The organism is Nonomuraea thailandensis (assembly GCF_024172165.1).
Classification (GTDB): domain Bacteria; phylum Actinomycetota; class Actinomycetes; order Streptosporangiales; family Streptosporangiaceae; genus Nonomuraea; species Nonomuraea thailandensis.
The window spans coordinates 226,906-251,039 of sequence record NZ_JAMZEB010000001.1 but is presented as its reverse complement, the minus strand read 5'-3'; the positions used below and the strand labels follow the sequence as shown (position 1 = coordinate 251,039).

Genomic DNA, 24,134 nt, shown 5'->3' with positions numbered 1-24,134 from the left:
TCAGTTCCCCTCCCGGATCGGCCGGATCTCCACCCCGCTGTGCGCCGCGGAGAGCTCGGGCAGCTTTTCGGCAAGCGCGATCGCGGCGTCGAGGTCCGTTGCCTCCACGACGTAGTAGCCGCCCAGCACCTCTTTGGTCTCGAGGAACGCGCCATCGGTGAGCCTGGACCGACCGCTGGTCTGGCCGCGCAGGGAAGTCGCGGTGATGGATGGCTCCAGTTCGTGCCCGCCGAGGATCGCGTCACCGGCCGCTGCGGCGAAGGCTGCATGGCCCTCCTGAAGGTTCTTGATCTCCTCGGCGGACATCGCCTGCCAGAGTTGCTCGTCCCCATAGATGAGGAGCAGGTATTTCGCCATGTCAGACATCCAATCGTTGTGAGGCCCGGTCGGCCCGACTACTCATGCGACGAACGAAGCGGTCACGAATCGACGCTCCAGCTCCATCTTGCTCGGAGCCCCTGGGCCGACTGGACTTCGTCCCGAAGGGCAAGCGTGGTGGTCGAATCGGGTGCGATGCGGGGGTCGGCCATGGCCACCGTGGCCGTTGAGTAATTCCAAGAAGGGATTGGCCTCGATTCTCAGTGGGCTGTGCTGTGTGAGAGCATCGGGGCCGGTGGTGGCCCATTGAAGGTTCGACAGGCCGGTCTCCGGCCTGGCCAAGAACCTCCGCCGTCTCGGTCTCGGCGGGGTGGGTTCCGCGACCGGTGTCCGTCGGCGGAGCGCCACAGGGCGAGGATGGCCAGGGCCAAGGTAACAACTGCACCGATCCCGGCAACGAGGTTGAACGCCTCCCGAGCGGGGCGAGTACGGCTTCCGCCTGGCCGAACGGAAGGTGCTCGGTGGCGGCGACAGCGGCCTCCACCGAGTCGTGGACGGCGGAGGTCGCCTCCGATAGGAGGTTGGCGGGAAGAGCGGCGGGCACGGCCTGGCGGTAGACGACGGCTCCGACGCTGCCCAGGGCGGCTACACCCAGGACTAGGCCCAGTTCGGTGCTCGTTTCGGACACGGCTTCGGCGGACCCGGCTTCTCGGGCGAGGTGGAGCCGACGAGCACGACGCTGACCAGGTCCGGCCGCCCGGCGGTGGTGCCGCGGTACTCCGGGAGCAGCAACGGCCCGCCCGCCATCACGGGCACGGCGATCCGGAACGCCGCCCCCACCTGAACGATTCCAGCAGTGCCGCCATTGCCCCTGAAGCGCAGGCGGGCCAGCCGGGGTTTGAGTCGCTGCCGGCACAGGACAACCGGTGGGAGGAGGTGGAGGCCACCGGTGATGTGGCTCGCGCGGTGCTGCGCCGCTTCGACCTGCTGACCGAGGTCCTCGGCCTCGACCGAGGGCGAGCAGTCGGATGGACCCTCGGCCGCGTGCTGCAAAACGCCCTCTGGGATATCGAAGACGGCAAGACCGCACTCGAACCTGTCCACGTCGCCATCGCTCTGGCGCTGCTGCGCCGGCGGGAATGAAGGGGGGTTGGTTCCTGCGGTTCATTGGGTGATCAAGTGGTGAGGTCGTACGCATCCCGGTAGCGGGCATGGTGGACGCGGTGGTGCTCCTGGACGGGGTGATGGTGCCAATAGGCGGCGAGGTCACCGTTAGTGATCAGGGCGCGGAGTTCAGGACGGCTCGGCTCCGGCCACGCCCCAGCGAGCACCGGTGATGTCCAGGCGATCATCGATCAGGTGGCGGCAGGTGCCCTCGATAACACCCGTGGCGATCGGCCATCCCTTCGCCAGGGCCTGGTCGTAGCGCAGGAAAGCGGTAAGGCCGGCCAGATAGCGGATGCAGGCGTCGATCTTGCCCCGGCGGCACGCAGACAATGCAGCGTTGGCAGGAATCCTGCGACATATGGCAGGAGGACGGGTTGTGCGCAGCCATGGACTCTTCCATGCTCCTTGTCAGGCGGGCGCTGTGGGCTGGCCCGGATTCACAGGGCGATGCGAAGGGGCGCGCCATCCATGCCGTCCCAACTGCTCAAAGGGCAGAGGGGGCGCCGACATGGGCGGAGCGCAGGCAAGACATATGAGGGGACCGATGAGTGACTTTCCCGCCGCCAGGACGGCCTCGTACACCGTCCTGTACGAGGGGTACGGCAGCGACGGTGTAGCGAGCACGGTCGGATATGTTGAGGACGGTCCCATCCGCCTGGTCACCGATCCGGGCATGGTGAAACACCGGTCGCTCATTCTCGATCCGTTGAGGGAACTGGGCGTGACGCCCGAGTCGGTGACCGACGTCGTCTTCAGCCATCATCATCCCGATCACACACTGAACGCGGCGTTGTTTCCGCATGCCAGATTTCATGACCACTGGGCGATCTACTCCGGAGATCGGTGGATCTGGCGTGACGCCGAGGGCTATGAGCTCTCGCCATCGATCAAGCTGATCAGGACACCTGGTCACACGCGCGAGGACATCACCACGCTCGTCGGCACTCCGGACGAGGTCGTGGCCTACACCCATGTGTGGAATGACGCCACGTCCGCAGGAGACAGGCACGCCGTCGACCTCGATGCGCTGCACCTCGGCCGAGAGCGAGTACTGGCGGTGGCCGACATCGTGGTCCCCGGCCACGGCGCCGCCTTTGTCCCTGACGCCAGCACACCGCGGTAGCTGTGCTTGGCCACGTAGAGCCCGGGCGTGTGAGGCGGGACACGAGCGGCCTGTCCGTGCCTCGCATGCGCAGCCGCCCGGCCGTCGTCACACCCGTTCACCGAGCAGACCTGCCGACCGCACGGTGAGGAGCCCCTTCAGGAGGTCGATCCTCCCATAATTGGCGCCACGCCGGCGGCACCGGCCAGAGCCGAGCCGAGGACGTTGAGCCCGGCCATCAGCAGCATGGCCGGCGCGATCAGAGCGAGTTGCCGGTAGGTCTGCCGGGCACCGGACAACTCGAACGTGTCGCCCTCCAGCCGCACCGGGTAGACCCTTGGACCGCGCCGGCGGTGGCGCGCATGCCGTACTTCAGCGCGAACGACGCGCCGACTGCCGTGATCAGGAGCGACAAGCGGGGAGCACGTAGAACGAGCCGACGAACAGGCTGTTCCACACCAGTCGCGTCATGTCAGGGTGTCCTGCAGGGTGAAGGCCCCGTCCTTGACGACGAGAATCTGGAATCCCCCGTTCGCCAGCGTGTGCTCGAGCGTGAACTTCAGCGGTCCGGAGAACAGCTGGAAGCCGTCCATCATCTCCAGGGCAGCGAGGACGCCGGCGCTGCCAGTGCCGCCGGCCTGGGTGATGGCTTCGGCGGCCAGGCGCACGGCGTCGTAGGACTGGTTGGAGTAAGGTCCGGGGGCGGTGCCGTACTTCTTCTTGTACGACTCGATCCAGTCGTTCGCGCCCGGGATGGTCTCCGGGGTCTGGGCCATCGGGGCATACACGCCCTCGGCGTGGGACGGCCCGGCGATCTCGGCGAACTCCGGGGACACCGAGCCGTCACCGACCATGATGGGGCCGTTGTATCCAGCCTGCCGGAGCTGGCGGACGACCAGCCCGCCTTCCTGGAACGGGCCCGTCCAGTAGACGAAATCAGGGTTGCCGCCATCACGTTGGTGACGCTGGCGCTGTAGTCGCTCTCCTCGGGGTGACCGCTTCGACGGCGACGGCCCGGGGGCCGAGCAGTGTCTTGGTGCGCAGCGCGATGTCCTTGGAGTAGCTGGTGTTGTCGTGCATGAGCACGACGCGGTCGCTGCCCTGTTCGGCGATCCATTCCCGGGCTGCGGCGGCCTGCTGCAAACCGGTTCCGTTGATCAGAAAGACATGTCTGTGTCTCCGGTCGACCAGTTCCCGGGAGTTGGCCGCGGGGATGATCATGGGGATGCCGGCCTTGCCGAAGATCGGCAGTGTGGTCAGTGTCGCGCCCGAGCAGTAACCACCGATGGAGATGTGCACCCCCTCGGTGACCAGTTTGTTCGTCCCGGCTGTCGCCGATTGCGCGTCGCAGGCGTCGTCGGCGGTCTCGAGCTGGAGCTTGCGTCCGAGGACGCCACCCTTGGCGTTGATCTCGTCGATCGCCAGTTGCGCCGCATTGCTCATGCACGGGCCGATCCCGGCCTCGCTTCCCGATTGGGGGATCAGCATTCCCAGGACGACCGGGGCCAGTTGCTTTCTCGCCATCGTGTGCGCCGCCGAGCGGTGCCTGACCACCTCCGGCGGTCATGAGGTTCAGGATGACGAGCACAGCGAGGGCTTTGATAGGGACAGCACGCATGTGCGCCTCCTGAGCTGCACGAAGTAAGATACAAGAGTGCATCACTATTATCATGCTAGCGTCAGCAAGTAATAACCTGCCATGCATATACAAATCGGGCACGAGCGTGCTGATTCCCGGCCTTTCGTCCCCGCGGGACACGTGTGCCGGCGAGTGACCGCCATCCGGGCGCATGGCTCGATGGGCTCGGCCCCGGATCGTTCATCGTCACCCGCCTGACGCTCTGCAGCCCTGCGGGCAGCCACCGTCAACGGCGGGCGCGACTTGCGGATCAGCGCATGACTCGCAGATTGATCAACGCCACATTTTCGCTGTCTACCCAGCGCTGAGCGTGCCCCGTAGGGACGTTGAAGACGGTGTATCTCTAATCCGTCGGAGGGAGGCGATGAGCACATCCAGGATGATCAGATCAGCTTGACATCCAGCAGCAAAGACGATCGGACAGAAATTGAAGACCCTGCGGCATGGAACGTCTCATGTCCCCATCATTAGCGTCTTCCTCATGACCATCCACGCACGAGTGGTGCGCTTCCATGAAATCGGCGGCCCTGACGTCCTGAAGATCGAGGAAGTTCGGCTCGACCCCCTGGGCCCGGGAGAGGTGCGTGTCCGGATCGACGCCATCGGCCTCAATCGCGCCGAGGCGCTCTTTCGCGCCGGTACCTACTACTACCAGCCCACCCTTCCCGGCTCCCGGCTGGGCGTCGAGGCGGCCGGCACGGTCGAGGAAGTCGGCCGCGAGGTCGCGGGTTTCGCACCAGGCGATGCCGTCAGCGTTATCAGTGATCAGGAGATGTCGCACCACGGGCTCTACGCGGACCGTGTCCACGTCCCGGCTCAGTCCCTCCTGCCTCGTCCTGCCACGGTGGACGCGATCACCGGCGCCGCCCTGTGGACCACCTACCTGACCGCCTACGGCGCCTTGGTGGAGGTGGGTCGCGTGAATCCTGGTGACGGCGTGGTCATCACCGCCGCCTCCAGCGGCGTGGGCCTCGCGGCCATCCAGTTGGTCAACCACCTCGGCGCCGTTCCCATTGCAGTTACCCGGACCGACGCCAAGTCCGCGCGGCTGCTTCGTGCTGGAGCGGCCCACGTCCTCGCCGCCAACCAGGGCGACCTTGCCGGCCGCGTGCACGCCATCACCGGCGGCCAGGGCGCGAGGGTCGTCTTCGACGCCGTCGGCGGGCCCGCACTGAGCGACCTTGCCCAGACCGTGGCCGCTGACGGCCTGCTGATCGTCTACGGCTGGCTTGACCCTCGGCCCGCGCCCCTGCCCATGAACTGGCCCATCACCGTCCACGGCTTCAACGTAGATCTCATCACCTCCGATCCCGCTCGCATGACCCGCGCCCGAGCCTTCATCGAAGCCGGTCTCCGTGCAGGCACGCTGAAGCCCGTCATCGACCGCACTTTTGAGCTGGCGAACATCGTGGAGGCTCACCGCCACCTGGAATCGAACGCCCAGACCGGCAAGATCGTCGTCACCGTCCAGCACTGAACCGAGGGAAATCCTGATGAGCAGCTCGCACGCGACCACCATCGCCGCATGATCGACGCGATCAACGAACGGGATCCGGCTCACCGCCGTTCACTGATCGAACAAGCCTTCACCCCGGACTGCCTCTACATCGACCCGGATGACGAGGCGGAGACGCACGACGGGCTCGACGAGCTGTTCGCGCGGATCCAGCGTCAGGCACCGCCCGAGTTGCGCTTCAGCCTGCCTGACCCGGTCGATGCCCACCATCAGCAAGCCCGGTTCACCTGACAGTACGGAGTCCCCGGGGCGGAAGGTCCCGTTGCGAGCGGCGGTGACGTCGCCGTCTTTCGCGACGGCCGCATCCACCGCCTGTACGCCTTCTTCGACAAGACCTGATCCTCACACGCGAGGGACGACACTCCGGGCAGGCGGTCTGCTCGAGTGTCGCTTCGCTTGTTCTGGTCATGACCGCAGGCCGAAGGCGATCGAGGTGTGCTGCTCTTGTCGCTGCGGTGAATCACTCCGGCCACGGGGTGGCGCTGGTGCAGCGCCATCGCATCCGTCACCAGTTGGGTGCGCATGTGCTCGGTGATCGCCCAGCCGACGATCCGGCGGGAGAACACATCCAGCACCACCGCCAGGTACACGAGACTCTCCCAGGTCGGCATGAATACGCGGCGCCCAGTAGATCTCATCGGAGGCCTGCTTTGAGCCGGGGCGGGCAGGGAACCGACTCCACCCACCTCCTTATGGCCATGCGTACGATGAATCGGCTGGAGCAGGTGCATGAAATGGTGCGAGCCGCACTCAACGCGCTGGCCGCCGCAGCCCCCGACCGGCTGCTGGCCCAGGCCGAACCTGGATGGTTCGAGCGCTATGAGGCTCGCATTGAGGACTACCGCCTGCGCAGGAACAAGGCTGAGCGCATCCGACTCGGCCACGACATCGGCGCCGACGGCAACGGCATCCTGCGCGCGGTCTACTCGCAGGCAGCTCCTGGATGGCTGCGCGACATCCCCGCGGTGCAGACGCTGCGCCACGTGTGGATCCCGCAGTACGTCACCATTGACGATCGGCTGCGCTGGCGAACCCCGGACGAGCAGCTACCGGGCACGATCCGCCAGATCTCGCCCTATGACAGTGACGCCCGATCCGGAACCAAGCGCGAATCGCACTGGGACGGCTACAAGGTGCACCTCACCGAGACCTGCGACACCGACGCCCCACATCTGACCACGAATGTGATCACCGCCCCTTCGCCCGGCAGCGACTACGACGCCACCGAACAAGTCCATGAGGCTCTGGCCTCGCGCGGGCCGACGCCGGCGGTGCTTCTGGCCGACAAGGGCTACATGAGCGCGCGCAACGTCGCCCGCGCCGAGCGCCGCGGCATCGAACTGCTGGGACCGATGATGCCCGACCAGGCCTGGCAAAGCGCCGAGGGCAACGGTTTCGCCGTCAGCGACTTCACCATCCACTGGGACAACCGCGTCATGACCTGCCCCAGCGGAGCCGCCAGCCTGCCCTGGGCCAACGAAACCGATCAAGGCGGAACGTCAGTGATCGGCATGCGCTTCGATGCGCGGCTGCAAGCACTGTCCCACCCGGGAGCTGTGCACCCGCGGCGCCAGAGGCCGCCGCATCACCCTGCGCCCATAGGAAGAGCATGAAGCCCTGCAACGCGCACGGCAGCGGCAAAGCACCGACGAATGGCAGCAACGCTACGCCACCCGGGCAGGTATCGAGGGCACCATCGCTTAAAGCTGCAAGGGCTTCGGCCTGCGGCGATCCCGCTACGAGGCACCGCCAAGACTCATCTCCAGCACCTACCCATCGCTGCCGAGGTGACCCTCACCAGGCTCGACGCCTGGCTGACCGGAACCCCGCTGTCCCCGACCCGCACATCGCATTTGGCCGCTCTGCGTCCGGCAGCATGATGAGAAGAAAGCTCGGCTATCCGCTTCAGCGTCCCCGTCCCGGGCACGGTCATTCGCTTGCAACCGGGTGCCGCATCCAGATCCAGCCACGGCTGTCCTCCTCGGCCATCGGCTTACCACCGACCGCGATCGCCCTACGGCTGCCGGGAATGGAAGCAAAACCGTCGGCCATATACCATTTGTTGCCGGATACAGTCTTTTCCGCTGCCCACGCACGACCATCGTAGTGCCAGATGCGGGCATGCGCGTCGCCGAGCCAGAGGCCACCTCGGCCATCGGAGGCGATGGTGCCGAAGTCGTCGACTCCGGGCGTCCCTGACAGGAAGGCATCGTGCGAGGGAGCGTTGAGTGACTGCCAGTTATGCCCGTTCCAGTACATGACAAAGCCTGGCGTGTACTCCTCGTCATCTCGGACCTGGACGGCTCCCGTGTCGACGGATCCCGCGATCCACGCCTTACCTGGCGACGCCGCCACGATTCTCTTCAACCTCACCCCTTTCGACCGAAGCAGGTCGGGCAGCGGCACGGCACGCCAACGCTCGCCGTCCCAGCGTGCGACTGCGGGCGCACCCTCTCCACTTCTGGGATCCCCCTCACGGCCTATGGCCCACAGTTGTCGGCCAGAACCGACGCTCAGGGACGTCACCGCGCCCTCGAAAGGAGTCGGTACGGTCGTCCATGAGGCACCCGACCATCGCGCGACGACAGGGCTCCAGTTTCCCCAGCTCATGGCTCCTGCCACCCACACCTCCCGTGGGCTGACCACGACGGCAGCATGTAAACTGTCGATCTGACTCGGACGGCCCTGGTGCGACCAGCCGCCGCCCTCACGCCGCCATGCGTCTCCCTCCTCGCCGAACACCCAGACATTTCCGCTCGTCGACGCGGACACCACCAGCAGTCCGTTATTCCCCTTCTTCTTCCTCGGGGGCTTGACCGGCCGCCAGCGACGGCCGTCCCAATGTTTCACGATTCCCACAAGATTAAAGGCGTCGGACCCCACCGCCCATGCGTCTCGGGAGCCCGGAGCTGCGACGCTATTCATATAGGCCTGGTCTTCGCTGATCCCGGTGTCCTTCCACACGCCCCAGGCCGGCCGCAGCGTGGGCTGTACGGCGGCAGCCTCAAACGGTGCGGGTCGGGGATCGGTGGCACGGCGTGGTGTCAGCGGGGTGGGCACGGCACCCCCGCGTCCGTCGCTGCAGGCTGCCAGCGCCACTACCGCCGCCATGATGACTGCCCACTTTTTGATCATGTACCAATATAGAACGAAAAGCATCGACGGCCAGTGAGAAGCCACTGGTGGAGGACATACCGCGCGCACCGAGTTGATCGACAAGCAGAAGAGGCTCTGAGTTGCTGTTCTGCCGTGCCGCACTGCCGTCGTCGTCCCCAACTCTGTCCTACCTGTCCGGCATCCAGCGCCGCCTGCAATCCGCTGACCTGCTCACCCTTGCCGACAAGGGCCACGTCGGAGCCGGAGTGAGCCAGGCCCCGAGGTCAGTCGCTGAAGCCTTCCCTCCCACCAGAGCCGCTACAGAGGATGAAGGTTCGGGGTGTTATGCCGATCTGGGGTTCGTGTTCAGGCCGGTGTGCGCCAGGAAGGCGTTCAATAGGTCCGGACGGTACTGCATCTGCTTGAGCCGGCTGCGGATGACCGCGGCGAGGTCGTCGAGCGTGCAGGGGCCAGGTTGCCCAGCCCGCGTTTGAGGTGCGACCACACGATCTCCCACGGGGTTGAGTTCGGGCGCGTAGGTCGGTAAGGAGAACACCGTCAGCCACGGGCGCATGTCGATCAAGCTGCGCATCCGAGCGTCGACATGGGTGTTGACGTTGTCCCAAATCAGCACGATCGGCCCGCCGAGCTGCTGGTGGGCGGCGTCCAGCAGACGGGCGTAGTCGGTCTCGCTGAATCCTTTGCGTTCGTTCTTACGGCGCCGATAGATCCTCATGCGGTAGATCAGCCGGGTCCGCTGCCCCGGCTTGAGGCAGATCAGCCCGGCCAGGTTGACCCGCCCGGAGCCCTTGCCCGAGACGGTGACGATCGGGGTGCATCCACGGCGGGACCAGGTACGGGGCCTTCGGCGGCCTCAGCGATTGCCCTGCTTCGTCGGCGAAGCAGATCCACGCGTACTGATCCCGCGCCGTTGTTCCACCAGCGGCCACGTGTCCTTTACCCAGGTGGCGACCTGCTCTTCGTCGCGTTCGGCGGCGCGGCGCTGGGGACCTGCGGGCTCCAGCCCAGCCGATGCAGCAGGTAGGAGATCCCGCGCGGGGTGTAGGAGACGTGGAACAACCTGCCGACCAGGACGGTGACACGCGCCAGCGTCCACCGCTGATCCTCGATCCACCCCCACACGGCCGGACCGGCGTCCAAGGCGGCCTCCAACCGCTCCACCTGCGCAGCATTCAGCCGGCACTGCTGCCCGCCCGGCCCCTTCGACACCAGCGCCGCGGCCCCTGCCGTGCGCCAGGCCTGGTGCCAGACATAGGCCGACTTACGTGAGACCCGCAGCTTCCTGGCCACCTCAGGCGGCGACATGCCCGCGGCGAACAGCCCAGCAGCCTCCAAGCGGACCTGCTCACGCTTGGCTCGCGCCGCCGGGGTCAGACCACCACCATCCGGATAACGCATCCCACCGGCATACTCCCGAACCCAGCCATGAGCACGCAACCACGCCGTGTTACCTCAGCCTTTCAGCCGCTGTACCCGGGCAGATCCAACCACGTCGCAGCTGTGCTGGTTGTCTCAGTGGTAAAGCCAGCCAGGCACACGTTTCCCCAACATGTATGGCCCCGTGATTACGTTGGTGATCACGGGGCTGCTTCTGTCTTATCTACTTCGCCAACGGTGTCTCAACGGCGGGGCCCCTTCTTTCCGCCTTGTTCGGCGCCGAGCCATTCCGCCACCGCTTCCCGACCCAGTAGTTGATCCCGACCGGGCGGCACGTTTCCATGCTGCTGAGACCTTGGTCCATAAGCTGGGCAGATTCCTCCCGCTCATGGGTCAGCTTCCATCGCTCCTGAAGAGGCCGCATCTCGCGGATCTCGAACTCCACCGCACTCCCCCATGCTGGGGTGTTGCGACGACCGCTAGAAGGGAGAAGGGACAGCGTGGCAGGGCACTGCGTGTCGCTACATGTCGCGGTTGTCGGGCGAGACGCTCACAGGCGAGTCACCCGTGGTCTGCACTGTGTCCGCGCTCGCCGGTGCAGCGATCGCAGCGGCGATCCCGCCGGTCAGGAGCATGGCGGCAATCGTCCCCATGAGAACGCGCTTCATGAGTCACTCCAATTCGTCATTTAGTGGATGGATGAACAATGCACCCCCGAGCCCCCATAAGCCAGACTGATGACTGCCGATTTGGGCATCTTTCCTGCCATCGTCATTCTGCCTCCCATTGATCAGGCCGCCTGTTGGAACTGTGGTCAGATTGCGGTCGACGCTAATCGGACAGGGCCGGCAAGAACGTGAACGGCATCTGGTGGACGCCTTCTTGCCTGGTCATGCGGTAGCTGGTCCGCAGCGCAGTTGATCGGATCAGTGTGCGGTGCACGATGATGTGGGCCGCCGGAACGCGCGCACGACGACTGGAGGTCGACAGGTGAGGACCTGACGCCATGCTGTGCGGGTGCCGATGGCAAGCAGGCGCACGCCAGCCTCGCCAACACGGAAGTCGCGCATTTGCAGCACAACCCTGGTTCTCCTCGGAGACTTTTCCCGGAACCAGATACGAGAGGGAGCCAATTTAGCAGTCAGCAAACGAACGTTGGCGCTTTGCCCATCCCTGCCAAAGGATAATTCTTGGCAGTATGGCGACGCAGATCATGACGTGAGCATAGGTGGACGAACCTTGTCGAGAATGCCCCTGACCATGATTGCAGCAGGGACACCCAGCGACGCCGGGTACGACGGCAGCACAGCCACGAAGCGACCTGAGCCGAACAGATTGCTCCTACGCGGATGCCATCCGGAAACGCCGGTGATCTTCGAAGCCGGCCCGCACTTCGCTCCGGCGACCCTGAGCGCACAATCGCGCGACGGCCGCTCCCGCCCGGAGTACTCGGGAGCGTACAAGAACGAGGAGGACGACGGCGTACCCAGCACATTCGAGGGGTCCTACGACGATGACCTCATGCCGCGAGGCCATGCCGTCGTCCAGGTCGACCTGCGCCGGCAGGTGGTGGACGGGTCCTCTGCCCGAGCACGTCGCCGCCGCACTCCGGTGACGTCCCAAGAAAGATCACAAGGCGAACGCCGTCGTCAACGTGACCGTGAGAGTAATGAGAGGGCCCGTGCGCTGCCGCGGTACTGTGCGCTGGTGGCCGTGCCGCCATGGACGGGTGCGCGCTGTCCGCGGCTCGGTCGCCGCGCCCGGCGGGCCGGGAGTTGATCGTACGGGCGGAGAAGCCGCCGTTGACGGCATGCAAGAGGGCGCCTCAGTTTTCCGCGAGGCGCGCGGTTCGCCAGGCCGCTCACCGCGCCCGCGCTGCTCGCCAGGATGCTCCCGAGCTGACTGTGGCGTGGCCATCATCGGACCGGAGCAGGTCCATCACCCCCCACCCCAAGGAGGAGAGCCGTGGGCTCTGACAAGAGGATGCGGACGCCGGTGTCGGCATGGCTGGGCACCGCCATACTGCTGATCATTACAGCGTGCGGCGGCGCGGGCGCCGGCGGCGAGATCAAGTTGCGTTTCTCCTACTGGGGCACTGATGTGCGGCAGAAGAGGACCGAAGAGGCGATCAAGCGGTTCGAGGCGAAGAACCCGGACATCGACGTGGTGGCAGAGTTCTCCGGCTTCGGTGGCTACTACGAGCGGCTGGCCGCGAAGGTCGCGAGCGGTGATGCGCCGGACGTCATCACGATCGAGGTCCGCGGCCTGCGGGAATACGCTGAACGCGGCACGCTCGCCGACCTGTCCAGAAAGGTCGACACCGCCGACATCGACGGCAAGGTGCTGGCCGCCGGCGCGATCGACGGCAAGCAGTTCGCCGTTCCGACCGGTGTCAACACCTGGTCCCTGGTCGCGGATCCGAAGGCGATCCAGGACGCGGAGCAGAAGCTTCCCCACGACGCCACGTGGACCTGGAACGACTACATCGACCTGGCGGCGAGGATCACCGCACGGACCGGTGGCAAGGTCTACGGAACGCAGCAGGCCTTCAATCCGGCCTTCCTGCAGATCTTCGCCGCTCAGCGGGGCGAGTCCTTCTATGACGGCAACCAGATCGGCATGTCGCCCCGGACGATCAAGGCATGGTGGGCCGTCCACCGGCAGCTGATCAAAACCCAGGGGTCACCCGATGTCGCCAGGAGCGTTGAGCTCGGTGCCCAGGGCGTGGACCGGTCACTGTTCGCCACCGGCAACGGGGCGATGGGAATGTGGTGGAGCAACGAACTCGGCGCCATCAAGAAAGCCTCCGGCGGCAAGGACATGAACCTGCTGCGGATGCCGAAGCAACAGGACGCCGTCTCCGGCGGGATGTTCCTGCAGCCGGCGATGTTCTACACCGCCTCGGCGAAGTCCGAGCACCCGGCCGAGGCCGCCAGGTTCATCGATTTCCTGGTCAACGATCCTGAGGCGGGCGCGATCATCCTCAGCGACCGCGGCCTGCCGGCCAATGCCAGGGTGCTGGCGGCCGTCAGGGACACGCTTCCAGAGACCGACCAGAAGACGCTGGCCTTCCTCGACGAGATCAAGAGCGAGCTCACGAACCCGCCCGCCGTACCGCCGAAGGGCGCCAGTGCCATGGAGGACATTCTCAACCGCTATACGGATGACGTCTTGTTCGGCCGGATGGACCCAGACCACGCTGCCCAGACCTTCATCACGGAGGCCAACGCCCTCATCGCAGGCTAGCGAGGAGATCTCCGGCCTTGCGGACCGTCATGCCATGGCGGGGGTTCTCGAGAACGATATCGGGGCGGGCACGCCCAGGCTGCGGTCACGAACCGGCCGCCTTCGGCTCGCAAGAGCCTCGCGCATGAGTCCTCCATCCTAGCCCGGCTGGCGGCTCGGCTGGCGCGAGCAGCCGAAGGACATCAAGGCCAAGGAGTCGGATCGGGAGCTGGTGGCCCGGCTGCAGGCGTAGCCGCGTTCGCGGCCCAGATTGCCGCGCAGCCAGATCATCACGTCCGCAACGTCGAGCCGCGAACACAAGACACGCGGCGAAACGGCTGCTCACCGCGGTCGATGTGCGTCAGAACTCGGCGGGCGCGGACAACGATCCGTGGATGTGGAAGGTGCGCCGGTAGGCCATCGGCGAGACGCCGATGGCCGCGTGCAGGTGGTGGCGGAGCGAGGCCGTCGTGCCGAAGCCGGACTGGTGGGCGATGAGGTCGACGGGCAGGTCGCTCGCCTCCAGCAGGTGACGGGCCCGGTCCACGCGCTGCCGGATCAACCACTGCCCCGGTGGCATGCCGACCTCTTCGCGGAAGCGGCGGACGAAGGTGCGTACGCTCATCCGTGCGTGCGCGGCCAGCTCCGACAGCGGCAGCGGCTCGTCTAGGCGTTCCAGAGCCCAGGCGCGGGTGTGCGCGGTGCCGGAGGTCGACGGTTCCGGCACGGGTCGTTCGATGTACTGGGCCTGGCCGCCCTCGCGCCACGGCGGGACGACACAGCCGCGAGCCACCTGGTTCGCCACCTCGCTGCCGTGGTCACGGCGGAGGATGTGCAGGCACAGGTCCACCCCGGCCGCCGCGCCCGCCGAGGTCAGCACATCGCCGTCGTCGACGAACAGCACGTCCGGATCCACCCGCACGCGGGGAAAGAGCCGCTGGAAGTGCTCGGAGTGGTGCCAGTGCGTGGTCGCCGGCCTGCCGTCGAGCAGACCCATCGCCGCCAGCGCGTACGATCCGATACAGATCGACACCATGCGAGTGCGCGGCCGCACGGTCGCGAGCGCGGCGTCAAGCGGCTCCGGCAGCCGCCCCGCCTCGTGGATCGTCCCGGCGCCGTAGGAGGCGGGGATGACCAGGGTGTCCGCCGTGGCGAGGACCTCCGCTCCATGCTCGACGGCGACGCTGAAGTCCGCCGTGGTCCGTACCGGGCGGCCGTCGACGCTGCAGGTGATGACTTCGTACAGCGGTTCGCCGTCTGGGCCCTCGGCGGCACCGAAGATCCGGGACGGGATGCTCAGCTCGAACGGGATCACGCCGTCGAGGGCGAGTACGACAACGCGATGCCTGGCGTGATCCTTGCGCACAATGGCAATCATGCCACTTCTTTCGAGTCCGTCAATCGCCGAGGCTGGTCACAGGCGCCGCAGTCGGCGGCGCATTCATTCCGGCTCGACGAAGGGTCCTCCCATGGGCGAAGGCACAACGACGGCGGCACGAATGCACGCGATCATCCAGGAGTCCGCGGGCGGCCCTGAAGTGCTGACCCTGGCCGAGGTAGAGCGTCCTGAGCCGTTGCCGACGGAGGTCCTGGTGCGGGTGCTCGCGGCCGGTGTCAACCCGACGGACTGGAAGGCACGGAGACATGGCAGGCTGCTGGGCGACCCGCCCGCCATCCTCGGCTGGGACGTGTCCGGGGTGGTCGAGGCCGTGGGACCCGGGGTCGCCCGCTTCCGGCCGGGTGACGAGGTCTTCGGCATGCCGCGCTTCCCGCACAAAGCGGGCGGCTACGCGCAGTACGTGACCGCCCCGTCGCGGCACTTCACCCGCAAGCCGGCCGGCATCGACCATGTGCACGCCGCGGCGCTGCCGCTGGCGGCGCTCACCGCGTGGCAGGTCCTGCACGACGCCGCGAACGTGCAGCCGGGCCAGCGCGTGTTGATCCATGCCGCGGCCGGTGGGGTCGGCCATCTGGCCGTGCAGCTCGCCAAGCACCTCGGCGCGTACGTGATCGGTACCGCTCGTACGCCCAAGCACGCGTTCGTACACGCGCTGGGTGCCGACAAGGTGATCGACTACACCCGGGAGGATTTCGCCGAAACGGTCCAAGACGTCGACCTCGTCATCGACAGCATCGGCGGCGACTATGAGGCGCGTTCCCTGCGGACGCTGCGGAACGGCGGCACCCTTGCCCTGCTCAACCCGGAGCCTGACGAGGACCTCCTTCGCCAGGCCGGGGAGCGCGGCATCTGGGCGGGCTTCGTCCTCGTCGAGCCGGACAACGCCGCGATGGCGACGATCGCCGAGCTGGTTGAGGCGGGGCGGCTGCGCGTCAAGGTCGACACCGTCCTGCCGTTCGAGCAGGCGGCGAAGGCTCATGAGCTCGGCGAGACCGGCCGTACCACTGGAAAGATCGTGCTGACCGTTAACGGATGACGAGGGCGGCATGCCGCCAGGCCGGGGGTAGCCGGTTCGTCGTGTCGTGTTCGACGGCCGCCCGGTCGCGCATGTCGCCGCCGAACCGGGCCTCTCCCGTCAGTGCGGGCATCGGCGGGTGCGCCGGTTCCGCACCAATGGCTGGGACGGGCTGCGCGAACGGCGCAGCGGCACCCCGGCCGACACCGAGCTGCGGGTCCTGGCCAGCCGCGCCGAGCTGCGGGCGGGACCGGACCAGATCGCCCGCGCCACCGGCGTGCTGGCCTGGACCGTCACCCGCATACTGCGCCGTCACGGCGTGCCCGCCCTGGCCGCGTGCGACCCGCTGACCGGCGCTCCCATCCGCGCCACCCAGCACAGCACCCGCCGCTACGAACACTCCGCCCCCGGCGACATGATCCACCTGGACGTCAAGAAACTCGGCCGCATCCCCGACGACGGCGGCTGGCGCGCACACGGCCGCAGCGAGCAGGTCCGCGGCCGCGGCATCGGCTACGACTACCTGCACACCGCCATCGACGACCACAGTCGCCTGGCCTACGCCGAAGTCCTCACCGACGAGAAGGGCACCACCTGCGCAGCCTTCCTGACCCGTCGCCGCCGCCTTGTTCGCCGCCCACGGCATCACCCACATCCACCGGGTACTGACCGACAACGCCAAGAACTACCGCATCAGCCACGCCTTCCAGCAGGCCTGCGCCGACCTGGGAACCCGCCAGAAATTCACCCGACCGCACTGCCCCCTGGACCAACGGCAAATCCGAACGCTTCAACCGCACCCTGGCCACCGAATGGGCCTACCGCCGGCCCTACACCAGCAACCAGCAACGCACCCAGGCCCTCGACTCATGGCTGAAGCACTACAACACCGCTAGACCACACTCAGCCCTCGGCGGCCAGCCACCCGCCAGCCGACTGACACCACGTTCATGACCAAGTACACCTAGCGCGCCGATTCGGCTGCTGATCACCGTCAGCAGAGCGGGATAACTGCCAAAACTGATCATTCCGCTGCCGGTTCACTCGAACGCCCCTGACGGTGGCCGACCGGGCAACCATGCTGGCTGCGTCCGGACTGACGAGTGGAATGGTGCATGTGCTGAGTCTCAGCAGCGGGCGCTCGCCCATGCTCTCGGTCATCGATCAGCACTCTGGCGGGGCCACCAGTGTCGCCAGCAGTACGGTAAGCCTGCTGCCGCTCCGGAACAGGTCCTCGATTTGACGAGAGTCCCTTGAAGGACGCCACCAGCACCCGTTGTCTGCTGGGGCAGCACGATGTCCGGCGGTCCACATCAATCACGCCAGCCGTTGGAACGAGGGATTCGCTCGGTGAGCAAGCATGTCGTAGCAGGGTTGTTCACCCTGCTGCTCCTCCAACTCGGGCTGTCACCCGTGTCGGCCGTCACGGCCGGCGGTACCACGTACTTCGTCGACAACCGTCCAGGCAGCGGTTGCGGCAATGGCGGCGCCGGCACCTCACCCTCGCGTCCATGGTGCGATTTCACGCCCGTGAACGACCACAGCACCCGGGTGGGATTCGGGCCTGGAGACAAGGTACTGCTCGCCCGCGGCGCCACGTGGAACCAGCAGTTGACGCTTCGTGGAGCCGGCACGGCCGATGCCGCCGTGGTGGTCGACGCGTACGGCACCGGGCCCCGCCCCAAGATCATCCGCAACGGTGATCTCGCGGATCGCGGGATCAGGCTGGACAATCCGTCGCACTGGCACATCGGCAACCTCGAGATCGGGCACGCGGGAGCAGGTGTGCTGGTGTTCTTCACTGAGCTCTTCCACGAAGGACTGACTCTCAGCGACTTGTACCTCCACGACATCACCGGTATCCGCGGACCTGGATGCTCCAGCGATCGGGTGCACATTTCGGCCGGCATCGAGATCACCGGCACTCCGCCGCCGTTCAGCGCGTCCGACTACGCGCTGCGCGGCGTGCGGATCACGAACGTCGAGGGCACCAGGAACGACAGCAGCATCGCCTTCGACTGGTGCAACGGGCTCGCGGCGCCGTTGGACGGCACGTCCGGTGACGGCCTCGTCCGTGACGTCGAGCTGAACCACCTGCATCTGCACGACGACGACGGCGCCGGCAGGTCGCGTGGATGTGAAGGGCTTCGACTGGTGAACGTGCGCGATGCGGTCGTGCTGAACTCCGTACTCAACCGTGAGGCGGCCTGTTATACGGAGACCGGCACGGCCGCCGTCTTTCTCGGCAGGGTGCGCAATGTCACGATCGTCAACTCGATGATCAGCGCTGTTCCCGATACCGGGTCACCCGACCAGGTGGCGGTGAACTACGAGACCCGGCTCGACAGCGTGCGGGTGCGTAACAGCTACCTGGCCGACAACGCCGGCCCGGGCGTCGCCCTGCACGCGATCTGGGGTTCGTCGGACTTCAGCACCAACACCGAGCTGAGCGGCAACTACTTCCTGCGCAACTCCGCGGCGAACCGGGCGCCATGCCTGGGAGCGATCAGCCGCGGCAACGATCAGAGCAGGCCCACCGGCGTGATCCGCGAGAATGTCTTCGTCGAGCCGACCGGATTCCTCGGCACCTGCCACGGCGGTGACTTCAGCGGTTTCACCGTGTCCGACAATGCGCGGCTGGCCTCGGCCGCGCACGGCCATCACGCGGGGCAGGGCTTCGGCGACGGCCAAGGCGACAACAGGTGGTCCTATCAGTACAGCGATGACGGACACACGTGGCGGGACCTGACGTTCGATCAGGCCTCGGGCACCTGGCGGCACCCCTCGAATGCCTCGGCGCCACAGATAGGGAGGTTCGAACAGCAACCGGCGGCCTGCGGCGACTGCCGGACAGCGCGCGCCTGGACGGCTCCCGAAGCCGGCACGGTCACGCTGCGCAGCAGGATTCTCATGTCAGCCGCCGGCGGCGGGGATGCGACCGCCCGCATCACCCTCAACGGCACGACAGTGTGGGGGCCCGCGCAGATCTCCCCCAGCAATCGCCAAGGAACGGCCGCCGACATTCACCGGCTACCGGTCGCCCCAGGTGACGTCATCCGCTTCGAGGTGTCCAGCGGCAGCGGCATCGCCCCCGGGCCCGCCAGCTGGGTCCCCACGATCGGCTACCCGGCCCACGCGCGAGGCTGGGAGTTCAACAGCGCCACGAGCCGGGGCTCAACCGATGGCTGGGCTCTGACCCACCAGCTCTCGGGCGAGATCGTCGGCGACTCGCTTGGGCTGCTGTCGGCCGGCCAGGACCCGTACATGCACTCGCCGGACCTCCTCGGCCTGGACACCCGCACCGTCCGCCGCATCGAGATCCGCGCCCGTAACCGCACCGCGTCGACGCTGGGAGCCTTCTACTTCATCACCGATCTGGACACCTCCTGGAACGAGGCGAAGAAGGTCGCCTGGCGGACGAGAGCGGGCGAGGAGGGGTACACCATCTACACGATCGACATGGGACAGAACAGTCACTGGGCCGGGAAGGTGCGACGCCTGCGTCTCGACCCCTCCGCCGCGGCAGGCTCCTTCGACGTGGACTACATCCGCCCTTACTGACCGCTCGCCGCCTGCAGTGCGGACTCGAGGCGGCCAGCCGCCCTCCACCTCCGCAGTGACTGGAAGCATGTTGCTGTCAGCAGCCGGTCCGAGCACGGCCGCAGATCACGATTCGCTCGATCAGGAGATTCCTGATCACCTGAAGGGCCAAGAGGCGGGCTGGTGGGTGGTGGGCCTTGGCGGCCCACACCATCCGATCGCCGCGCGCCAGCTCCCGAGCGGTACGCTGCGGTGATGGACCGCTGGACGACCGCGGGCCGCCGTCATCTGGATCCGCGCTGGTCTCTATCGGGCTCGTTCTACCCCGATCCCGTCCGGGAGGCGAGACGTCGGCGGCAGAACGAAAGCCGGCACCGGAAGCCTCTGGTCACGACGGTGTGGAGTGTGATGATCAACCCGTCCACCAGGAGCTTCGGTACGTCAGCAGATCAGGTCACTGGCGCGTCATTGACGCTCGCGCCGTCCCATCAGAGGCTCTTGGTCACACGTGCTTGATCATGCCGCCGTCGATGAGGTGCTCGCTGCCGGTGATGTTGACGGGCGAGGCCAGGAAGGCGATGAGCCGCGCCACTTCCTCCGGTGTGGCGAGGCGACCGGTGGTGACGCCGCTCGCGCTGATCAGCTGCTCCATGAAGACTTCCTGGGGGACGCCCTGCTCCTTCGCCAGGCGCCCGACGAAGCCGTCCGGGTCGGTCCACACCCCGGTGCCAACAGGCCCCGGTGACACGGTGACGGCGCGCACACCTTGCCCGCCGAACTGCTCGGCGATGACCTTGGTCAGGGCGCCGAGCGCGGCCTTGGAGACGTTGTAGTCGGCGGGACCGGCGGCGGCCCGCGCGCCGGCCGAGGAGACGTTGACGATCGTGCCCTTGCGCTCGATCAGGTACGGCAGCGCGGCCCTGCTGGCCCGCAGCGCACTGTAGAAGTGCAGGTCGAAGGTGTGCTCCCAGGCGTCGTCCGGTAGCTCGAGCAGATTGAACCGGACGCCCTTGGCGAAGTCGTCGGTATCGCCCACCCCCACGTTGTTGACGAGCAGGTCGATGCTACCGAGCACGCCGACGGCCCGGTCGATGAGCTCGGCCGGCCCGTGGGCTGTGGTGAGATCGACGGTCATGGGCACCGCCTCGGACTCCTTCAGCTCCGCGGTGATGGTGCGTGAGCCGGTGACCACGCGCATCCCCTCGGCGAGCAGGGTATGGACAACGGCAAGGCCGATGCCCTTGCTGCCGCCGGTGACGACGGCCGTCTTGCCTGCCAGGTGCAGATCCATGAATGTTCTCCTTGTGCTGCCGCGGTGCGAGTGGGTTGCGAGGAGCGATACCGGCGGATGACCCGCGAACGCGGCCGGATTTCCGCCGAGAAGGAGGTCTTAGGCGTCGTCCATAGCCAGCGATGCCGGTGCGGTGGTGCGCCGACCGGGGCGTGGCCGGAGGCCTGCCCAGATGAGGATCACGCTGACGAGCGTGAAGATCACGTTGATGGTCAGGGCGAGGTGGATGCCGATCAGCTCGGTGCTCTGGGTGGCGGCGATGGCACTCAGGATGGGGATGCCGATGGTGAGGGCGACGTTCTGAGTCATGGTGGTCAGGCCGGTGGCCAGGCCCTGTTCCTCGTTGGGCAGGCCGGACGTGCCGGTGACGGTGTAGGCCACGATGGAGGTGACGTGCCCGAAGAAGCCGATGAACAGGGCGGGGAGCAGCAGGGCCAGACTGATCCGGTCGGCATCGACGAAGATCAGCGGAATCGTCGCCAGGCCTTGGACGGCCAGGCCCGCGGGCAGTACGACTCGGTAGCCGTAGCGGCCGATGAGCCGTCCCGCGACCGGGCCCGCCAGCACCGCGGCCAGCCCCGGGATACCGAAGATCAGCCCGGTGAGGAGCGGGTCGAAGCCGAGGACGTTCTGCAGATACAGCGTCATCAAAAAGATCATCGCTGTTTCCATGGTGAAGATCACCAGACCGGCGTAGTTCCCCCACGTGACGCTCGGCCGCTTGAGGATGCGCAGTGGGGCCAGGGGGGCCACCGCGCGTAGTTCGATCCGCCAGAACACGGCCAGCAGCACCACACCGATGACCCCGGCGAGGACACTGCGCTCGATGATGGCATAGACGGCCGCCAGCAGGCCTCCGGTCACCGTGATCGCGCCAGGCACGTCCAGCTTGACCCGGTCGGGCACCTTGCTCTCGCTGATCAGCAGCGGTGTGAGCACCAGGATGATCACCGCCACGGGCACGTTGATGAAGAACGCCGTACGCCAGCTCAGCAGGCTGACCAGCGTGCCGCCGAGGAGCGCGCCGACGGTGAAGCCACCGGACATCAGCGCCCCGTTCAGGCCCAGCACCCGATCGCGTGTGGCTCCCTCCTGGAAGGTGGTGGTGAGCAGCGACAGCGAGGCCGGCACCGACAGGGCGGTGGACAACCCCTGAAGCGCGCGGGCGGCCAGCAGCGTCTCGGGCGTGGTCGCGAAACCACCCAGCAGCGAAGCCACCGCCAGCACGACCATGCCCGCCAGGAAGAGCCGGCGCCGGCCGAACAGGTCGGCCAACCGCCCGAACAGCAGCGTGCAGCCCGCCGCGGGCAGCGCGTAGGCGGAAGCGATCCAGGGCAACGCCGATGCCTCTAGCCCGACCCCCTCACCCACCTCCGGCAGCGCGACATTCAGGATGGAGAAATCAGCCGACAACATGAACCCGGCACCGAACAGCACCAGCAGGATCAGCCGCTGCCGTCCGGTGAAACGGGGCGGCGAAGCCGTAACAGTAGACAAGAAAAGATTCCCCTCAAGAGCCTGGGACATGGGGTGAGGACAGCACGCCATCAGCCGGGGCCGGTCGATCGGAGACGCGGTCTCTGGGCGTTGTCGCGGATCTGTTTCGCATCGGCCGCCAATCGCGGTCGGCCGTGACGCATGCGGCGGCAGGCGGGGCTTGCCCGGCGGCACATCGCAGCTTCGGTTGGTTTCCTGGCACGCTCAGCACACCCCGTGGTCAGGGGTGTGCCACGAATGCTCTGTTTCAGGCCTGCCTATGGGGTCCGTTCGCCTTGTCCCGGCAGGGTTGTACCTGTCGTACTTGGTGGGCTCAGCCCTCTTCCCGTTCGGCTGCCTCGGCGAGACGCTTGATCATCGCCAGCCGCAGATCCCACTCTGCCGCGAGCGCGAACATCCACCGCGCCGTCGTGTCAAGCGCTGCGGGCCGCACCGCGTACCGTACCTCTCGTCCCACCCGGGCGCCGGAAACCAGTCCGGCGGCGTCCAGGACGGTGAGGTGCTTGACCACCGCCTGCCGTGAGACCGGCAGCCGTTCGGCCAGCGTGGTCGCGGTCGCCTCGCCGTCCGCGGCGAGCAGGGCGAGCAGGCGACGTCGCGTCGGGTCTGCCAGCGCGGCCAGGACGCTGTCGATCCCTTCGACGGGGCCGCGAACTTCTTCTGTGGTCACCCGGCTTGTTCGGCGCGGTCCTTGACCACGGCGAACACCTGGGGCCAGCCATCGGCGTTGAACCGCACCGTCTGAGCGCGCTGATCCTCGGACAGGCTCAGGGCGGCGAACCCGCTCTCGATGACGCGCAGACGTGTCTTGTCGCCCTCCGTACTCAGTATGAATTCCACCAGGGTGCTGTTGTCCGCTCGCAACTCCTCTCCGGGGAACGCGCTGGCCCAGCGATAGGCCACATAGGTCGGCGGCTGGACCTTCTCCACCCGTACCGAGACCTCACCCACGTTGGGATTCTTCGCCACCAGTGACAGGCCTTCTCTGGCCACTAAGCCCGCCACGCTCGCCGCATCGGCCACCCAGAACCCAGGTACGGCCACCAGAGACCACACCCGCTCCAGGGATGCCTGTATCAGGGTGTCGCGTTCGATCCGGTCTTCACTCATCGGAACCTCACCTTTCCACCCTGGGACGCAACCTAATGGTTGCACGTCGATCAGCCCAGGCGCAACCCAAGGGTTGCAGGTAAGGTTCGCCATCAAGGGCATCTGGCCTGCCCGCAGCACTACGCCGGTGATGCGCTCGTGCAAAGCGCAGGCGCTGATCCACATCATCGACACCGCTACCAGGCAGGCCACATCGCCGTGGTCACAGGCGGCGCGACGGGGAAGGGTCAACGCCGGCCGCGGCTTCCCGAGGAACGTCAATCCAGACGTCGACCAGCGGCGGGACCTGGGCCACGCGAGTGACGAGGACCGGCTTCGCCCTTCCCGGAGCCACGCCGCAGTCCTTCGCGTCCCCGTCCATCGAGGCGAGGTACATCAGAATCGAGGGCACCAGACACCGTAGGGAGTCCTGGCCTTCCCCTCGTAGCGTGGAGACCGAACCGGGAGAGGTTTGGTCGTGGCAGCAGTCACGCGGCGGCGCTTTGATCCGGAGTTCCGGGCGGGCGCGGTGCGTATCGTGAAGGAGACCGGCAAACCCATCGCGCAGGTGGCGCGGGATCTGGGAATCAGCCCGTACACGCTGCACAACTGGGTGCAGATGGACCGGCTGGACGAGCAGTACAACGGCAACGGGAGCGGAACGCTGGAGGAGTCGGAGCAGGAGGAGCTGGCCCGGCTGCGGCGGGAGAAGGCCGCGCTGGTCAAGCAGCACGCCCAGGAGAAGGCGGCCTGGGAGAAAGAACGCGCCGAACTGGAAGACGAGCGTGACGTGCTCAAGCGTTCCGTGGTCTTGTGGGTCAAAGAGGCGATGGGCCGATAAG

Annotated in this window: 23 protein-coding genes and 3 pseudogenes; 10 read left to right on the top strand and 16 right to left on the bottom strand. The window is 66.9% G+C overall.

Translation table 11 applies throughout. From position 1 onward, the window contains the following. Together HD597_RS01220 and HD597_RS01215 are read right to left on the bottom strand one after the other, a co-directional pair. Complete coding sequence (locus tag HD597_RS01220) at positions 1-357, bottom strand: YciI family protein (RefSeq protein ID WP_253739694.1); 357 nt, start codon at positions 355-357, stop codon at positions 1-3. Between the two features lie 618 nt (positions 358-975). Beyond that, positions 976-1,158, bottom strand: a complete 183-nt coding sequence (locus tag HD597_RS01215) for a hypothetical protein (RefSeq protein WP_253740364.1) — start codon at positions 1,156-1,158, stop codon at positions 976-978. Between HD597_RS01215 and HD597_RS01210 the strand changes: the two are divergent. Next, positions 1,144-1,461, top strand: a pseudogene (locus HD597_RS01210) (hydroxyurea phosphotransferase); the annotation flags it as partial. The gene HD597_RS01215 and the pseudogene HD597_RS01210 overlap by 15 nt on opposite strands. Before the next feature lie 150 nt (positions 1,462-1,611). On the opposite strand, the gene HD597_RS66495 reads toward HD597_RS01210, so the two are convergent. Next, positions 1,612-1,815, bottom strand: a complete 204-nt coding sequence (locus HD597_RS66495; protein ID WP_372513320.1) for a hypothetical protein — start codon at positions 1,813-1,815, stop codon at positions 1,612-1,614. Positions 1,816-1,993: 178 nt separating this feature from the next. Here HD597_RS66495 and HD597_RS01200 point away from each other — a divergent pair, with 178 nt between their 5' ends. Beyond that, complete coding sequence (locus HD597_RS01200; protein WP_253739692.1) at positions 1,994-2,608, top strand: MBL fold metallo-hydrolase; 615 nt, start codon at positions 1,994-1,996, stop codon at positions 2,606-2,608. Between the two features lie 137 nt (positions 2,609-2,745). Here HD597_RS01200 and HD597_RS01195 read toward each other — a convergent pair whose 3' ends face one another. The 3 genes from HD597_RS01195 to HD597_RS01185 all read right to left on the bottom strand — a co-directional run bounded on the left by HD597_RS01195 (position 2,746) and on the right by HD597_RS01185 (position 4,141). Beyond that, on the bottom strand, positions 2,746-2,913 hold the full coding sequence (locus HD597_RS01195) for a hypothetical protein (protein ID WP_253739691.1): 168 nt from the start codon (positions 2,911-2,913) through the stop codon (positions 2,746-2,748). A 141-nt stretch (positions 2,914-3,054) separates the two neighbouring features. Then, positions 3,055-3,486 (bottom strand): ABC transporter substrate-binding protein, encoded by a 432-nt coding sequence (locus tag HD597_RS01190; RefSeq protein ID WP_253740338.1) that lies wholly within the window; start codon positions 3,484-3,486, stop codon positions 3,055-3,057. Positions 3,487-3,538: 52 nt separating this feature from the next. Beyond that, positions 3,539-4,141, bottom strand: a complete 603-nt coding sequence (locus HD597_RS01185) for a branched-chain amino acid ABC transporter substrate-binding protein (protein ID WP_253739689.1) — start codon at positions 4,139-4,141, stop codon at positions 3,539-3,541. Positions 4,142-4,707: 566 nt separating this feature from the next. Here HD597_RS01185 and HD597_RS01180 point away from each other — a divergent pair. Together HD597_RS01180 and HD597_RS01175 are read left to right on the top strand one after the other, a co-directional pair. Continuing rightward, positions 4,708-5,703: a zinc-dependent alcohol dehydrogenase family protein gene (locus tag HD597_RS01180; protein ID WP_253739688.1), complete on the top strand. Its 996-nt coding sequence runs from the start codon at positions 4,708-4,710 to the stop codon at positions 5,701-5,703. Positions 5,704-5,751: 48 nt separating this feature from the next. After that, positions 5,752-5,973, top strand: a complete 222-nt coding sequence (locus HD597_RS01175; protein ID WP_253739687.1) for a nuclear transport factor 2 family protein — start codon at positions 5,752-5,754, stop codon at positions 5,971-5,973. A 206-nt stretch (positions 5,974-6,179) separates the two neighbouring features. Here HD597_RS01175 and HD597_RS66490 read toward each other — a convergent pair. Continuing rightward, positions 6,180-6,356, bottom strand: a pseudogene (locus HD597_RS66490) (DDE-type integrase/transposase/recombinase); the annotation flags it as partial. Between the two features lie 93 nt (positions 6,357-6,449). Here HD597_RS66490 and HD597_RS01165 point away from each other — a divergent pair. After that, positions 6,450-7,355 carry a transposase gene (locus tag HD597_RS01165; protein ID WP_253739685.1) on the top strand — a complete coding sequence of 302 codons (906 nt, stop codon included), beginning with the start codon at positions 6,450-6,452 and terminating at the stop codon, positions 7,353-7,355. A gap of 316 nt (positions 7,356-7,671) precedes the next feature. Here HD597_RS01165 and HD597_RS01160 read toward each other — a convergent pair whose 3' ends face one another. From HD597_RS01160 to HD597_RS01145, 4 genes are all read right to left on the bottom strand, one after another. After that, complete coding sequence (locus tag HD597_RS01160) at positions 7,672-8,877, bottom strand: WD40/YVTN/BNR-like repeat-containing protein (protein ID WP_253739678.1); 1,206 nt, start codon at positions 8,875-8,877, stop codon at positions 7,672-7,674. A gap of 304 nt (positions 8,878-9,181) precedes the next feature. Beyond that, positions 9,182-9,667 carry a transposase gene (locus tag HD597_RS01155; RefSeq protein WP_253740337.1) on the bottom strand — a complete coding sequence of 162 codons (486 nt, stop codon included), beginning with the start codon at positions 9,665-9,667 and terminating at the stop codon, positions 9,182-9,184. Positions 9,668-9,795: 128 nt separating this feature from the next. Further along, on the bottom strand, positions 9,796-10,257 hold the full coding sequence (locus HD597_RS01150; RefSeq protein WP_253739676.1) for a helix-turn-helix domain-containing protein: 462 nt from the start codon (positions 10,255-10,257) through the stop codon (positions 9,796-9,798). 500 nt (positions 10,258-10,757) lie between these two features. Further along, complete coding sequence (locus tag HD597_RS01145; RefSeq protein ID WP_253739674.1) at positions 10,758-10,904, bottom strand: hypothetical protein; 147 nt, start codon at positions 10,902-10,904, stop codon at positions 10,758-10,760. 1,297 nt (positions 10,905-12,201) lie between these two features. Between HD597_RS01145 and HD597_RS01140 the strand changes: the two genes are divergently transcribed. Further along, entirely contained in the window at positions 12,202-13,482 is a 1,281-nt protein-coding gene (locus tag HD597_RS01140) for an ABC transporter substrate-binding protein (protein WP_253739673.1), read from the top strand. Positions 13,483-13,822: 340 nt separating this feature from the next. Here the strand turns inward: HD597_RS01140 and HD597_RS01135 are convergent, their stop codons facing one another. Further along, positions 13,823-14,839, bottom strand: a complete 1,017-nt coding sequence (locus tag HD597_RS01135) for a GlxA family transcriptional regulator (protein WP_253739670.1) — start codon at positions 14,837-14,839, stop codon at positions 13,823-13,825. Positions 14,840-14,960: 121 nt separating this feature from the next. Between HD597_RS01135 and HD597_RS01130 the strand changes: the two genes are divergently transcribed. From HD597_RS01130 to HD597_RS01120, 3 genes and pseudogenes are all read left to right on the top strand, one after another. Continuing rightward, entirely contained in the window at positions 14,961-15,896 is a 936-nt protein-coding gene (locus HD597_RS01130) for an NADP-dependent oxidoreductase (RefSeq protein ID WP_253740336.1), read from the top strand. Positions 15,897-15,942: 46 nt separating this feature from the next. After that, positions 15,943-16,829: pseudogene (locus HD597_RS01125) on the top strand (IS481 family transposase). 396 nt (positions 16,830-17,225) lie between these two features. Continuing rightward, positions 17,226-19,436 carry a hypothetical protein gene (locus HD597_RS01120; protein WP_253739669.1) on the top strand — a complete coding sequence of 737 codons (2,211 nt, stop codon included), beginning with the start codon at positions 17,226-17,228 and terminating at the stop codon, positions 19,434-19,436. A gap of 481 nt (positions 19,437-19,917) precedes the next feature. Here the strand turns inward: HD597_RS01120 and HD597_RS01115 are convergent, their stop codons facing one another. From HD597_RS01115 to HD597_RS01100, 4 genes are all read right to left on the bottom strand, one after another. Continuing rightward, positions 19,918-20,706, bottom strand: a complete 789-nt coding sequence (locus tag HD597_RS01115; protein ID WP_253739667.1) for an SDR family NAD(P)-dependent oxidoreductase — start codon at positions 20,704-20,706, stop codon at positions 19,918-19,920. Positions 20,707-20,805: 99 nt separating this feature from the next. Further along, a complete protein-coding gene (locus HD597_RS01110; protein ID WP_253739666.1) occupies positions 20,806-22,377 on the bottom strand; it encodes an MFS transporter in 1,572 nt (523 codons plus the stop codon). 139 nt (positions 22,378-22,516) lie between these two features. Further along, positions 22,517-22,873 carry an ArsR/SmtB family transcription factor gene (locus HD597_RS01105; protein ID WP_253739664.1) on the bottom strand — a complete coding sequence of 119 codons (357 nt, stop codon included), beginning with the start codon at positions 22,871-22,873 and terminating at the stop codon, positions 22,517-22,519. Next, positions 22,870-23,313, bottom strand: coding sequence for an SRPBCC domain-containing protein (locus HD597_RS01100; protein WP_253739662.1), 444 nt, complete (start codon positions 23,311-23,313; stop codon positions 22,870-22,872). Before HD597_RS01100 ends, HD597_RS01105 begins: the two co-directional genes overlap by 4 nt. A gap of 457 nt (positions 23,314-23,770) precedes the next feature. On the opposite strand from HD597_RS01100, the gene HD597_RS01095 reads away from it, so the two are divergent. Further along, positions 23,771-24,133 (top strand): transposase, encoded by a 363-nt coding sequence (locus HD597_RS01095; RefSeq protein WP_253739365.1) that lies wholly within the window; start codon positions 23,771-23,773, stop codon positions 24,131-24,133. Position 24,134 lies beyond the last annotated feature (1 nt).